At 63.6% G+C, this 13,336-nt stretch carries 13 protein-coding genes; 8 read left to right on the top strand and 5 right to left on the bottom strand.

Features of this window, described 5'->3' with window-relative positions:
* Positions 1–17: 17 nt before the first annotated feature.
* Both ACLIKD_RS15715 and uvrA read right to left on the bottom strand, forming a co-directional pair.
* Positions 18–389: a diacylglycerol kinase gene (locus tag ACLIKD_RS15715; RefSeq protein ID WP_226417188.1), complete on the bottom strand. Its 372-nt coding sequence runs from the start codon at positions 387–389 to the stop codon at positions 18–20.
* On the bottom strand, positions 386–3,211 hold the full coding sequence (uvrA, locus tag ACLIKD_RS15710; protein ID WP_226417187.1) for an excinuclease ABC subunit UvrA: 2,826 nt from the start codon (positions 3,209–3,211) through the stop codon (positions 386–388). The genes ACLIKD_RS15715 and uvrA overlap by 4 nt, the downstream gene beginning before the upstream one ends.
* Before the next feature lie 286 nt (positions 3,212–3,497).
* Here uvrA and ACLIKD_RS15705 point away from each other — a divergent pair, with 286 nt between their 5' ends.
* The 5 genes from ACLIKD_RS15705 (at position 3,498) to ACLIKD_RS15685 (ending at position 8,761) form a co-directional block, all read left to right on the top strand.
* On the top strand, positions 3,498–3,941 hold the full coding sequence (locus ACLIKD_RS15705; protein ID WP_226417179.1) for a hypothetical protein: 444 nt from the start codon (positions 3,498–3,500) through the stop codon (positions 3,939–3,941).
* Positions 3,942–4,165: 224 nt separating this feature from the next.
* Positions 4,166–5,353, top strand: a complete 1,188-nt coding sequence (locus ACLIKD_RS15700) for an MFS transporter (protein ID WP_428825796.1) — start codon at positions 4,166–4,168, stop codon at positions 5,351–5,353.
* Positions 5,354–5,365: 12 nt separating this feature from the next.
* On the top strand, positions 5,366–5,839 hold the full coding sequence (gene ssb / locus ACLIKD_RS15695) for a single-stranded DNA-binding protein (RefSeq protein ID WP_428825795.1): 474 nt from the start codon (positions 5,366–5,368) through the stop codon (positions 5,837–5,839).
* A gap of 92 nt (positions 5,840–5,931) precedes the next feature.
* Positions 5,932–6,780 carry an HDOD domain-containing protein gene (locus tag ACLIKD_RS15690; RefSeq protein ID WP_226417176.1) on the top strand — a complete coding sequence of 283 codons (849 nt, stop codon included), beginning with the start codon at positions 5,932–5,934 and terminating at the stop codon, positions 6,778–6,780.
* Between the two features lie 85 nt (positions 6,781–6,865).
* Positions 6,866–8,761, top strand: a complete 1,896-nt coding sequence (locus ACLIKD_RS15685; RefSeq protein WP_226417175.1) for a potassium transporter Kup — start codon at positions 6,866–6,868, stop codon at positions 8,759–8,761.
* Between the two features lie 66 nt (positions 8,762–8,827).
* Here ACLIKD_RS15685 and ACLIKD_RS15680 read toward each other — a convergent pair whose 3' ends face one another.
* Together ACLIKD_RS15680 and purT are read right to left on the bottom strand one after the other, a co-directional pair.
* Positions 8,828–9,316: an adenylyltransferase/cytidyltransferase family protein gene (locus ACLIKD_RS15680; protein WP_428825794.1), complete on the bottom strand. Its 489-nt coding sequence runs from the start codon at positions 9,314–9,316 to the stop codon at positions 8,828–8,830.
* Positions 9,317–9,405: 89 nt separating this feature from the next.
* Complete coding sequence (gene purT, locus ACLIKD_RS15675) at positions 9,406–10,605, bottom strand: formate-dependent phosphoribosylglycinamide formyltransferase (protein WP_428825793.1); 1,200 nt, start codon at positions 10,603–10,605, stop codon at positions 9,406–9,408.
* 135 nt (positions 10,606–10,740) lie between these two features.
* On the opposite strand from purT, the gene ACLIKD_RS15670 reads away from it, so the two are divergent.
* From ACLIKD_RS15670 to ACLIKD_RS15660, 3 genes are read left to right on the top strand one after another with little or no spacing between them, the layout of a single operon-like run.
* Positions 10,741–11,526 (top strand): UDP-2,3-diacylglucosamine diphosphatase, encoded by a 786-nt coding sequence (locus tag ACLIKD_RS15670; RefSeq protein ID WP_226417172.1) that lies wholly within the window; start codon positions 10,741–10,743, stop codon positions 11,524–11,526.
* Entirely contained in the window at positions 11,527–12,708 is a 1,182-nt protein-coding gene (locus ACLIKD_RS15665; protein ID WP_428825792.1) for a glycosyltransferase, read from the top strand.
* 20 nt (positions 12,709–12,728) lie between these two features.
* The gene (locus ACLIKD_RS15660; RefSeq protein WP_428825791.1) at positions 12,729–12,950 is read left to right on the top strand and encodes a hypothetical protein; all 222 of its coding nucleotides are present in this window, start codon (positions 12,729–12,731) and stop codon (positions 12,948–12,950) included.
* On the opposite strand, the gene ACLIKD_RS15655 is transcribed toward ACLIKD_RS15660, so the two are convergent.
* Complete coding sequence (locus tag ACLIKD_RS15655) at positions 12,920–13,294, bottom strand: Crp/Fnr family transcriptional regulator (RefSeq protein ID WP_226471635.1); 375 nt, start codon at positions 13,292–13,294, stop codon at positions 12,920–12,922. The genes ACLIKD_RS15660 and ACLIKD_RS15655 overlap by 31 nt on opposite strands.
* Between the last annotated feature and the right edge of the window lie 42 nt (positions 13,295–13,336).

Raw genomic sequence — 13,336 nt, 5'->3', positions numbered from 1 at the left:
CGCCGTGGCATTGCCGCTCAGGGCCAGAGAACGCAGGCCCAGACGGTGGCCGCATTGAGCAGGCTGAAGAGCACTGCGGCGCTGCCCATGTCCTTGGCCCGCTTGGCCAGTTCGTTCTTCTCCGGCGAGGCCTTGTCGACCACCGCTTCGACGGCCGAATTGAGGATTTCGACGATCAGGATCAGGATGATGCTGCCGATCAGCAAGGCGCGTTCAATGCCGCTGTGGCCGAGATAGATCGCCAGCGGGATGGTCACCACAGCGAGCAGGATTTCCTCGCGGAAGGCCGCTTCGTTCTGCCAGGCGGCGACAATGCCGTCACGGGAATAGCCGAGGGCATTCCACAGGCGGGTCAGGCCTTTCTTGCCCTTGAATTCGGCGGCGCTCATTTTCTTTTTTCCAGCAGTGGTTTCAGGAAGCGGCCGGTATGACTGGCCTTGCATTTGGCTACCGTTTCCGGCGTGCCGGCGACGAGGATCCGGCCACCGCCATCGCCGCCTTCCGGGCCGAGATCGACCAGCCAGTCGGCGGTCTTGATGACGTCGAGGTTGTGTTCGATGACGACGATGGTGTTGCCGTGGTCGGCCAGCCGGTGCAGCACGGCGAGCAGCATTTCGATGTCCTGGAAATGCAGGCCGGTGGTCGGTTCGTCGAGGATGTACAGCGTGCGGCCGGTGTCGCGCTTGGACAGCTCGAGAGCCAGCTTGACGCGCTGCGCTTCGCCGCCCGATAGCGTGGTCGCGCTCTGGCCGAGGGTGATGTAGCTGAGGCCGACATCGACCAGGGTCTGCAGCTTTCTCGCCACGACCGGCACGGCATCGTAGAACTCGCGGGCCTGCTCGACGGTCATCTCGAGAATCTCGTGGATCGTCTTGCCCTTGTAGTGGATTTCCAGCGTCTCGCGGTTGTAGCGCTTGCCGTGGCAAACGTCGCACGGGACGTAGATGTCCGGCAGGAAGTGCATCTCGACCTTGAGCATGCCGTCGCCCTGGCAGGCCTCGCAGCGGCCGCCCTTGACGTTGAAGCTGAAGCGGCCGGGGCCGTAGCCGCGGGCGCGGGATTCCGGCACCTGGGCGAACAGTTCGCGGATCGGCGTCAATAGGCCGGTGTAGGTGGCCGGATTGGAGCGCGGCGTGCGGCCGATCGGCGACTGGTCGACATTGATCACCTTGTCGAACTGTTCGAGGCCGACGATTTCCTTGTGCGGCGCCGGTTCCGTGGTCGAACCGTAAAGGTGTTTGGCGGCTGCGGCGTACAGCGTGTCATTGATCAGCGTTGACTTGCCCGAGCCGGAAACGCCGGTGATGCAGGTGAGCAGACCGAGCGGCAGCTCCAGCGTGACATCCTTGAGGTTGTTGCCGTAGGCGCCGACGACCTTGAGCTGCTTGTCGGGATTCGGCGGGCGCCGGGTTTTCGGCCCATTAATCGACTTGCGGCCGGAGAGGTAGGCGCCGGTCATCGACGCCGGGTTGGCGGTGACTTCGGCCGGCGTCCCTTCGGCGACGACGAAACCGCCGTGGATGCCGGCGCCCGGGCCGATGTCGACGACGTAATCGGCTGAGCGGATGGCGTCCTCGTCGTGCTCGACGACGAGCACGGTGTTGCCCATGTCGCGCAGGTTGCGCAGCGTTTCCAGCAGGCGGTCGTTGTCGCGCTGGTGCAGGCCGATCGACGGTTCATCCAGCACATACATCACGCCGGTCAGGCCCGAGCCGATCTGCGAGGCCAGCCGGATGCGCTGCGCCTCGCCGCCCGACAGCGTTTCGGCCGAGCGTTCCAGGCACAGGTAATCGAGCCCGACGTTGATCAGGAAGGAGAGGCGGGCGGTGATTTCCTTCAATATCTTGTCGGCGACCTGCGCCTTGTTGCCGGTCAGTTCCAGGCAATTGAAGTAATTGCGCGCCTCGCCGAGCGGCAGGCGGCTGATTTCATGCAGAGTCTTGGCACCGACCCGGACATGCCGCGCCTCGGTGCGCAGCCGGGTGCCGTTGCAGGTCGGACAGCTGATGTTGCTGACGTACTTCGACAGCTCTTCGCGCACCGCCTGCGAATCGCTGCCGCGGTAGCGCCGTTCGAGGTTCGGGATGATGCCTTCGAAGGTATGGCTGCGGTCGAAGCGCGTGCCTTTTTCGTTCAGGTAACGGAAGTTGATTTCCGTCCGCCCGGAGCCGTAGAGAACCAGCTGGCGGGCTTCTTCGGTCAGCTGGTTGAACGGTGTGTCGACCGAGAAGCCGTAATGGTCGGCCAGCGATTCGATGATCTGGAAATAGAACTGGTTCTTCTTGTCCCAGCCGCGAATCGCCCCGCCGGCCAGCGACAGCGCCGGGTTGGTGACGACCCGCTTGGGGTCGAAGAACTGGATCACCCCGAGGCCGTCGCACTTCGGGCAGGCACCCATCGGGTTGTTGAAGGAGAACAGCCGCGGTTCTAGCTCCTGCAGGGCATACGAGCAGACCGGGCAGGCGAACTTGGCGGAGAACATGTGTTCCTTGCCGCCCTCCATCTCCAGCGCAATCGCCCGCCCCTCGGCATGGCGCAGCGCCGTCTCGAAGGATTCGGCCAGGCGTTGGCGCATGTCGTCGCGCACCTTCAGGCGGTCGACCACGACATCGACGGTGTGCTTCTGCGCCTTGCTCAGCTTCGGCACGTCGTCGATCTCGTACACCGTGCCGTCGACCCGGACGCGGGCGAAACCCTGGGCGCGCAGTTCGGCGAACAGGTCCATCTGCTCGCCCTTGCGGTTGGCCACCACCGGGGCGAGGATCATCAGCTTGGTTTCGGCCGGCAGGGCGAGCACGGTATCGACCATCTGCGATACCGTCTGGGCTTCCAGTGGATGGTTGTGCTCCGGGCAGTAGGGCGTGCCGGCGCGAGCGAACAGCAGGCGCAGGTAGTCGTGAATCTCGGTGACCGTGCCGACGGTCGACCGCGGGTTGTGCGAAGTCGCCTTCTGCTCGATGGAAATGGCCGGGCTCAGCCCTTCGATCAGATCGACATCCGGCTTCTCCATCAACTGCAGGAACTGCCGGGCATAGGCCGACAGCGATTCGACGTAACGCCGCTGCCCCTCGGCATACAGCGTATCGAAAGCGAGCGACGACTTGCCCGAGCCGGACAGGCCGGTAATCACGATCAGCTGGTTGCGTGGCAGATCGAGATTGATGTTCTTCAGGTTGTGGGTGCGCGCGCCGCGAATGCGGATGGTTTCCATCGCTGTTCTATTCTCGGTTGGGGGAAGAGGAACTATACGCAAAACTGTAGCGGGATGCACGGAAGACTGTATGAAAAAACAGTTTCCGGTCGCGTTGTTCGCTCTGCTCGCCATTGCATCAGCCCTGGTCAATGACGGGCGATGAATATTCGGCCTTATGACAGTTGCACGATTGACGCCACCTATAGCACGATGACATTCTCTGTCTCGTGGCACCGAATACGACATCGGCAAGTGCCGGCCGGTTTTTGTGTCCCGCATCTGGCGGGGCAAGGAAGGATCAACCATGCGCGTTTCTCTTTTGGCCATCATCGTCGGCTCTCTGGCCATGCCGGTCGAGGCCGCATCGTCCGGTTACGAGCTTTATCTGCTGGCGTGCGACGGGCGTTCCGACTGCCAGCGGGTCGCCGACATCGTGCTCGGTGCGGACGGGCAGAAGTCGGAGCACGCGACGCCCGGTGTGGACGTTCGTATCGAGCATCTGTCGGCCCTCGCCGATGGCACCAATATCCGGATGAGCATGAGCCTCAACCCGCTTCAACTGGGGGCGGCCATTCGCGATACCGGCCACGCCGGCGGCAGTCCGGTCAGCATCCAGATCGAATCGGCACCCTTGCGGCACGCTTATTACAGCCCGATTGCCGTGTTTTCCAGCGCCAACAAGATCTATCAGGTCTGGGGGCGGCTGAGTGCCGTGCGAGCCATGGCCAAGGGCATGGTCGTGCGCTGAACGTTGCTGTTGTGCAGCGCGCCATGACTGCTGTTCGCTTGGTCATGGTGGTTCGCGATCGGGACCCTTCGCAAGGGGCTGGTAATCATTGGGGATGATGGCCGGCCCCCGGTGAGGCGGGCGGTTGCCGGGCATGAATTAGCGGGCAGGGCAAACCTGCTAATATTCCCGCTTCGCTGCAATGCAACAAATACATAACGACAATGTCCATCCCCGCTGATCGCATGAGCCCCGAAGAACGCCGCGCCGGCGCTTCGCTGGCTGCCATTTTCGCCCTGCGCATGCTGGGCCTGTTCCTGATTCTGCCGGTGTTCTCGGTCTACGCCAAAACCCTGCCGGGTGGCGACAACCTGGCGCTGGTCGGCCTGGCACTCGGTGCTTACGGGCTGACCCAGGCGTTTTTCCAGATTCCCTATGGCATCGCGTCCGATATCTGGGGGCGCAAGCTGGTCATCGTCGTCGGCTTGCTGATTTTCGCGCTGGGCAGCTTTGTCGCTGCCTGGGCGCCGAGCATGAACTGGATCATCGTCGGCCGGGTGCTGCAGGGGGCCGGGGCGATTTCGGCGGCGGTCACGGCGCTGGCCGCCGACCTGACCCGCGAGGAGCACCGGACCAAGGTGATGGCGATGATCGGTTCGTCGATCGGCCTGGTGTTCGCCGTCTCGCTGGTCGGCGCGCCCTTGCTCTACGGCTGGATCGGCATGGGGGGCTTGTTCAGCCTGACCGGCCTCCTGGCGCTGGCCGCCATCGGGCTGTTGATCAAGGCGGTGCCGGCGGCGCCGCCGGCCCATGGCCATGCCAAGCTGCCGTTGCGGCAGGTGGCTTTCGATCCCGATCTGCTGCGCCTGAACCTCGGTATCGGCATCCTGCACATGGTGCAGATGGCGATGTTCGTCGTCCTGCCACATGCCCTGGTCAATCATGGCGGGCTGGCTGCGGCGGCGCACTGGAAGGTCTATCTGCCGGCCGTGCTGGTGTCGTTCGCCATCATGGTCCCGGCGATCATCGCCGCCGAGCGCAAGGACAAGATGCGGCCGATTTTCCGCGCCGCCATTGCCTTGCTGGTCGTCGTGCAACTCGGCCTGCTCTTTTTCGGTCAGAGCTTGTATGCGCTGGCGCTGTGGCTGCTGTTGTTCTTCGTCGCCTTCAATATTCTCGAAGCAACGCTGCCTTCGCTGGTTTCGCGGACCGCACCGCCGGCCGCCAAGGGCGCGGCGCTCGGCGTATACAACACGACGCAGGCGGTTGGGCTGTTCATCGGCGGCGCGGTGGGGGGGTATATCGCGCAGCATTTCGGCGATAATGCGGTTTTTGCTGCCTGCGCCGGGCTTCTTTTGCTCTGGCTGGCGGTGGCAAGCTCGATGAATTTTCCGCAACGGCGCGTCGCCGTCGCTGCGGCTCATACTGTTTAGGAGAGAAGGTTTATGGCATCGGTTAACAAGGCAATCATTCTCGGCAATCTGGGTAAAGACCCGGAAGTCCGTTACACGGCAAGCGGCGAGGCGATGTGCAACATCACGGTGGCAACCAGCGAGAACTGGAAAGACAAGGCGACCGGCGAAAAGAAGGAACTGACCGAATGGCATCGCATTTCCTTCTTCGGCAAGCTGGCGGAAATTTGCGGCCAGTACCTGAAGAAAGGCTCGCAAGTCTATGTCGAGGGCAGCATCCGCACCCGCAAATGGACCGACAAGGATGGCCAGGAACGTTACACCACCGAGATTCGCGGTGACGAAATGAAGATGCTCGGCTCCCGGCAGGGTATGGGCGGCCCGTCTTCCGCCGGCGGCGGTGGTGGTGGCGGTTACGACAACGAGCCGACCGATTACGCGCCGGCCCCGGCCAAGAACAAGCCGAAGCCGTCGTTCGACGATCTCGGCGACGACATTCCGTTCTGACGTGCTCCTGAACTAAAAAGATAAATAATTGACCGGTCCCCGCTACGGCGGGGGCAACGGTTTAATGATCGGTTCCGCAAAGGTTAACCACCATGGCCAGCTCTGTTACTTTCAAGATTCTCGAAGACATTGCCAAGGATTTGTCCGGCAGCGAGATTTCCTTCCCGACCTTTCTCGACATTACCTTCCAGGTCCGGACGGCCTTGAAAGACCCCAATCTGAATGTCGAGCAACTGGCCCAGCTGGTCGGTGCCGAACCGCTGATGAGCACCAAGATCATCCGGATGTCGAATTCGGTGGCGCTCAATTCTTCCGGCCGCGAAATTGCCGATGTGAAGAGCGCGATCGTCCGGGTCGGCATGGAGGCGGTGCGCACGGTATCGTTTGCCGTGGCCATGGAGCAATTGCTCAAATCGAAGCAGATGCACGTCTTCGAGAACATTTCCAAGAAACTCTGGGAACACACCTCGCACGTCGCGGCGCTGTGCCGCGTGCTGGCCCGGAAAATTGCCAAGATCAACGGCGACGAGGCAATGTTCGCCGGCCTGGTGCACGACCTCGGCGTCTTCTACCTGATGTCGCGCGCCGCCAATTTCCCGGAACTGGTCAATGACAAGGCCGAGCTGCATGCGCTGCTCGTCGGCTGGCACGACAGTATCGGCCACGCCCTGCTCTCGGCGCTCGGTTCGCCGGAATCGATCCTGGTCGCGGTGCAGGAGCATGAGACGGACCGCGAGATTACCGAGTTGAAGACCTTGTCCGACGTGCTGTATGTCGCCAACAAGATCGCCAACCGGAGCGCCAGCTGGCGCGACCCGGAACTGGATGCGGCGGTCGATACCTCGATGCTCGACACCTTCTTCGACGCCGAAACGCTGGCTGAAATCATCGAAGAGTCCGAGGAAGAAGTGCAGTCGTTGAAGATGGCGTTGGGCGGTTGATTTTGCATCGCCATCAGGAGGCTGATGGCAGGGTGGGCAAATTGCACAGAGCGGTAACGAAGCCGCCGGCGATTCAGGGGTAAACATGAACAGCACTCTCCATCAGGCCGGGAATTCTTCCGGCAAGCGCCTTGCCGTCCTCGCCTTGTCGGCGCTCGGGGTGGTCTATGGCGACATCGGCACCAGTCCGCTCTATGCGGTCAAGGAAGTTTTTGCCGGCAACCATCCGATCCCGATTACCGAAGCCAATATTTTCGGCAGCCTGTCGCTGTTTTTCTGGGCGCTGGTCATCATCGTTTCGATCAAGTACGTGATGTTCATCATGCGCGCCGACAACCGGGGCGAGGGCGGCATCATGGCGATGATCGCGCTGGCGCTGCACGACGCGCAGGGCAAGCCGCGCCAGATGAGGCTGATCATGATCGTCGGCATTCTCGGGGCGGCGATGTTCTACGGCGACGGCATGGTGACGCCGGCGATGTCGGTGCTCTCGGCGGTCGAAGGCCTCGAGGTGGTGACGCCGGCCTTCCGGCCTTTCGTGATCCCGATCACGATGCTCGTGCTGTTCGGGCTGTTTTTCGTCCAGCGCCACGGCACGGCGATGGTCGGCGCCGCCTTCGGGCCGGTCATGGTGCTCTGGTTCAGCACGCTGGCCATCCTTGGCGTCAGCAACATCATCGATCATCCGGCCATTCTGGCGGCGCTTAACCCGCTCTACGGCCTCGAGTTCCTGTTCTCCAACAAGGCCATGGCGCTGCTGGCGATGGGTAATGTCGTACTCGCCGTCACCGGCGCCGAGGCGCTCTACGCCGACATGGGCCATTTCGGCGTCAAACCGATCCGCCGGGCTTGGTTCGCCTTCGTGCTGCCGGCCCTGGTTCTCAACTACTTTGGCCAGGGCGCCTTGATCCTCGGCGATCCCGAGTCGGCGAAGAATCCCTTCTTCAACCTGGCCCCCGAGTGGGCGCTTTTCCCGCTCGTCGGCCTGGCCACGGTGGCGACGGTGATCGCCTCGCAAGCCGTCATTTCCGGCGCCTTTTCGGTGACCCGCCAGGCCATGCAGCTAGGCTTCATGCCACGCATGGAAGTGCAGCACACCTCCGAGAAGGAAGCCGGCCAGATCTACCTGCCGGCGGTGAACTGGGGCCTGATGCTGGCCGTGATGATCCTGGTGCTCGGCTTCCGCTCCTCCAACAACCTGGCGGCGGCTTATGGCATCGCAGTCACCGGCGACATGGTGATCACCTCCATCCTCGCCACGGTCGTCGTCGCGCGTTCGTGGAAATGGGGCTGGGGGCGGGCGATTGCGCTGTTCTCCTGCTTCCTTGCCGTCGAACTCGTCTTCCTCGCCGCCAATATCCTGAAGATCCCCGACGGCGGCTGGTTCCCGCTGGTCGCCGGGATGGTCATCTTCATCCTGATGACGACCTGGAAGCGGGGCCGCAAGTTGCTGTCCGAGCGCCTGCAGGGCGAGCGTCTGGAGCTTTCGCTGTTTCTCGATTCGCTGGCCAACTCGATGCCGACCCGGGTTGCCGGTACCTCGGTCTTCCTCAATGCCGACCCGAAGGGCGTGCCGCATGCGCTGCTGCACAACCTGATGCACAACAAGGTGGTGCACGAGCGGGTGATCCTGCTCTCGGTGCAGTTTTTCGACGTGCCGTTCGTGCCGGATATCGACCGCGTCGAAGTGCGCCCGCTGAAGGAAAATTTCTGGACCGTCCTGATTCACTACGGCTTCAAGGATGAGCCCAACGTGCCGGGGGCCCTTGAGCGTTGCGGGGTGTTCGGCCTCGAATTCAATGCGCTGGAAACCTCCTACTTCATCGGCCGCGAGACGCTGATTCCGCGCCTCGGTTCGGAGATGGCCTTCTGGCGCGAAAAGATCTTCGTCGCGATGTTCCGCAATGCCGGCTCGGCAACCGCGTTCTTCCAGATCCCGAGCAACCGGGTGGTCGAACTGGGAACGCAGGTGGTTCTGTAGCAGCTAGCTACTAGGATCGAGGATCGAGTGGGCGTGCCGCCTTGGCTCGATCCTCGATCCTGCCCTTCACAAGCGGCGGATCTTGTCGAGCAGTGCCGTCGTCGATTTCTGGTGAATGAACGGAATCGAATGCACCGTGCCGCCCCAGCCGCGGACTTCGCTGCAGCCGACGATCTTGTCCACCGGCCAGTCGCCGCCCTTGACCAGGATTTCCGGTCGGCATTCGAGGATGCGTTGCAGCGGCATGTCCTCGTCGAACCAGGTGACCAGCGTCACGCAGCCGAGGGCCGCCATCACCGCCAGGCGGTCTTCCAGCCCATTGACCGGACGGTCGTCGCCCTTGCCGAGTCGCTTGACCGAGGCATCGCTGTTCAGCGCCACCACCATGCCGACGCCCAGCGCGGCGGCCTGCGCCAGATAGGTGACATGGCCGCGATGCAGGATGTCGAAACAGCCGTTGGTGAACACCAGCGGACGGGCCAGCTGGGCGGCACGGGCGGCCAACTGGTCGGGCGGGCAGATTTTCGATTCGAAACTCGGGGCGGCGTAGGTCATGGCGGCGTGTGGGAGAAGAAACAGGTCGCCATTTTAGTGCGGCCGGCCGCGACTTTCCCGTTTTTCGCCCGGCCGCCCCGGCCGCGCGCCTAGCCAGCCACGGCCTTGACCCGGCCGGCCGCCAGCTTGGCCCGTTCGCGCGCCTGCTCGACGTTGTCGCCGTTGGCGACGGCGACGCCCATCCGGCGTTTGGCGAACGACTCCGGTTTGCCGAACAGCCGCAGGTCGCTGCGCGGCACGGCGAGGGCTTCGGCGAGGCCGGTGAAGGCGACGCCGCGGGCATCCATGCCGCCGTAGATGACGGCCGAGGCGCCCGGCTCGCGCAGGCCGGTGTCGACCGGCAGGCCGAGGATGGCGCGGGCGTGCAGTTCGAATTCCGAGAAACGCTGCGAACAGAGCGTGACCAGCCCGGTATCGTGCGGCCGCGGGCTGACTTCCGAGAACCACACCATGTCGCCCTTGATGAACAGCTCGACGCCGAACAGGCCGCGCCCCCCGAGGTTGCCGGTGACGGCGGCGGCGATCTGCTGGGCGCGCTGCAAGGCGGCCCGGCTCATCGCTTGCGGCTGCCAGGATTCGACATAGTCGCCGGCGACCTGGACGTGGCCGATCGGTTCGCAGAAATAGGTTTGCACGGCGCCGCCGGCATCGCAGGCGCGTACCGTGAGCAGGGTGATTTCGTAATCGAAGTCGATGAAGCCTTCGACGATGACCCGGCCGGCATTGACCCGGCCGCCGCTCACCGCGTAATCCCAGGCTTTCTGCACGTCGTCCGGGCCGCGCAGCAGCGACTGGCCCTTGCCGGACGAGGACATCACCGGCTTGACGATGCACGGATAGCCGATACCGCCGTCAATGGCGGCCTGCAGTTCGGCCAGCGAATCGGCGAACCGGTAGGGCGAGGTGGCCAGGCCGAGTTCTTCGGCGGCCAGCCGGCGGATGCCTTCGCGGTTCATCGTCAGCTTGGCGGCGCGGGCCGTCGGGATGACCTCGGCCAGTCCCTCGGCCTCGATCTCGACCAGCATGTCGGTGGCGATGGCTTCGATTTCCGGAACGATCAGGTGCGGTTTTTCCAGCTCGACCAGCCGGCGCAGCGCCGCGCCGTCGGTCATCGAAATGACGTGGGCGCGGTGGGCGACCTGCTGGCCGGGGGCATTTTCGTAGCGGTCGACGGCGATCACTTCGACGCCGAGGCGCTGCAGCGCGATGATCACTTCCTTGCCGAGTTCGCCGGAGCCGAGCAGCATGACGCGCAGAGCGCTGGGGGAAAGCGGGGTGCCGAAATGCATGGGGTTCTCCTTGAGGCGTTGAATTTGGAAGTCGGGCGAATTTAGGCGTGGACGGCAACAGCGTCAAGCGCTGCTGTCATCGTTCGGTCATCTGGCTGTCACCGGCCTTTCATTGCCGGTGCTTATCGTCGTGCCATGCCCAAGGTCAGATCAGTTTTCTTGTCCGACATCCACCTTGGCACGCGGGCGTGCCAGGCGGACCGTCTTCTCGATTTTCTGCGTGAATATCCGGCCGACCAGACTTACCTGATCGGCGACATCATCGACTTCTGGGCGATGAGCCGCAGCATCCACTGGTCGCAGGCCCAGAACACCGTGGTCCAGAAACTGCTGCGCCGGGCCCGCCACGGCGACAAGGTGGTGTTTATCCCCGGCAACCACGACGAGGCGCTGCGCGACTATTGCGGCATCGTCTTCGGCGATGTCGAGGTGGTCGACGAGCTGGTACACGAAACGGCCGACGGCCGGCGCTTCCTGCTTATCCACGGCGACGTCTTCGATCAGGTGACGCGCCACCACCGCTGGGTGGCGGTCCTCGGCGACAAGGCCTACGACCTGCTGGTCCGGCTCAATCTGCTGCTCTCCTGGGGCCGGCGCAAGCTCGGCATCGCCGGCTACTGGTCGCTGGCCGGCTTCGCCAAGCGCAAAGTCAAGAAAGCGCTCAATTTCATTTTCGATTTCGAGGACTCGGCCATCCACCACGCCCGCGAACGCGGTCTGGACGGGGTGATCTGCGGCCATATCCACTGGGCGACGATCCGCGAAATCGACGGCCTCAGTTACGTCAATTGCGGCGACTGGGTCGATTCCTGCACGGCGATCGTCGAACACTTCGACGGCCGTCTCGAACTGGTCGCCTGGGGCATGCGCAGCGTCGTCCCGACCCTGGCTGCCGCAGCGGTCCAACATGCGGAGGCTTGAATGCGTGTCCTGATGGTATCGGACGTCTATTTTCCCCGGGTCAATGGCGTATCGACCTCGATTGAAACCTTTCGCCGCACGCTCCGCGAGCAGGGCGTCGATGTCCGCCTGGTTGTCCCGCGCTACGGCGACGAAGCCGACGAGGCCGGGGTGGTCCGCGTCGCCGGCCGGCCGGTGCCGGGCGACCGCGAAGACCGCATGGTCGGCTGGCGGGCGATGCATCGTGCCGTGCTGGAAGCGGCCCGGGACTGCGACCTGATCCATATCCAGACGCCGTTCATCGCCCACTATGCCGGCCTGAAGGCGGCGCGCACGCTCGGCTTGCCGGTCGTCGCCACCTACCACACGCTGTTCGAGGCCTATCTCGAGTATTACGCGCCGTTCCTGCCGGCCGGCTGGCTGCAGGCCCAGGCGCGGGCCTTTTCCCGGCGCCAGTGCAATGCGCTCGATGCGGTGATCGTGCCGTCCAGCGCGATGCAGCAGCGTCTTGCCGCCTACGAAGTCAGTGTACCGCTGCATGTGCTGCCGACCGGCATTCCGACGGCGCAGTTCGCCAGCGGCGACGGCGCGGCCTTCCGTTATCGCCACGGCATTCTGTCGACGCGGCCGGTGGCCCTGTTCGTCGGCCGGGTGGCGCATGAAAAGAATATCGGCTTCCTGCTCGAAGCGCTGGTCCATGCCCGGCGGCTGCGTCCCGACATCCTGCTCGTCGTGGCCGGCGAAGGTCCGGCCATGGCCGATCTGAAAGCCCAGGTCAAGACGTTGGGCCTGCGCGAAGCGGTGCAGTTCATCGGCTATCTCGACCGCCGGCAGGAACTGCCGGATTGTTATGCCGCTGCCGACGCTTTCGTCTTCGCCTCGCGCACCGAAACGCAAGGCCTGGTGCTGCTCGAAGCGATGGCGGCCGGTCTGCCGGTCATTGCCCTCTCCGAAATGGGGACGACCGACATTCTGGCGCCCGGCCGTGGTGCAATATCCCCGCCGGCCGAGCCGCAGGCCTTCGGCGCAGCGCTTGGCGACTTTCTCAACCGGCCCTCGGCCTGGCGCCATCTGGCCGACGAAGCCCCGGTCTTTGCCGGCGAATGGTCGGATGGGGCGATGGCGGCCCGCCTGGCCTGGCTCTATCGCGAACTGGCGGGCTTGAAAATTGCATCGGAAAGGCCTTCTCCCGCAGCCGCCTGAGCGCAGCCCAGGCCAATCACATGACTGAACAATTCACGCCGCATTGCGCCGAGTGCCACTATTTCCGCCCGGCCGACGCCAGCAATGGCGCCTGCCATCGTTTTCCGCCGGTTTTTACCGGCGAAAGCTCATCGCGCGAAACGCATCACTGGCGCTTCCCGGCGGTGAACATTCATGCCTGGTGCGGCGAATTTCTGCCGGCCAGGCCGGATCAGGTCGCCTCAGCCGGCGCGACCATCTGATTTAACGCCCGTAGCCGCTCGGCCATCACGCGCATGACCTGGGTGGCGAAGTAGGGCGTCTGCTGGACCAGGAACTGGAAGCGTTTTTCGTCGATCGCGACAAATTCGCAATTGGTCTTGGCGATCACGCTGGCCGAGCGCGGGCCGGCCAGAACGATGCCCAGTTCGCCGACGATACTGCCGTGTTTCAGGGTTTCGACCACCCGGCCATTGACGATGACTTCGGCGCTGCCGGTGGTCAGCACGAACATCAGATGACCTTCCTCGCCGACGGTGAATAGCGGCTGGCCGGCCGGCACGCTGATAATCGACGGGTTGTTGGCGAAGAGCTCGAAAAAAACCATGATTGTGGTGTCCGCAAAATTTGGAATAGCACTATTAGCATA

Source organism: Azonexus sp. IMCC34842 (assembly GCF_050368855.1).
Lineage (GTDB): Bacteria > Pseudomonadota > Gammaproteobacteria > Burkholderiales > Rhodocyclaceae > Azonexus > Azonexus denitrificans_A.
The sequence above is the reverse complement of the archived record's forward strand: the minus strand, read 5'-3'. Positions and strand labels throughout refer to the sequence as shown.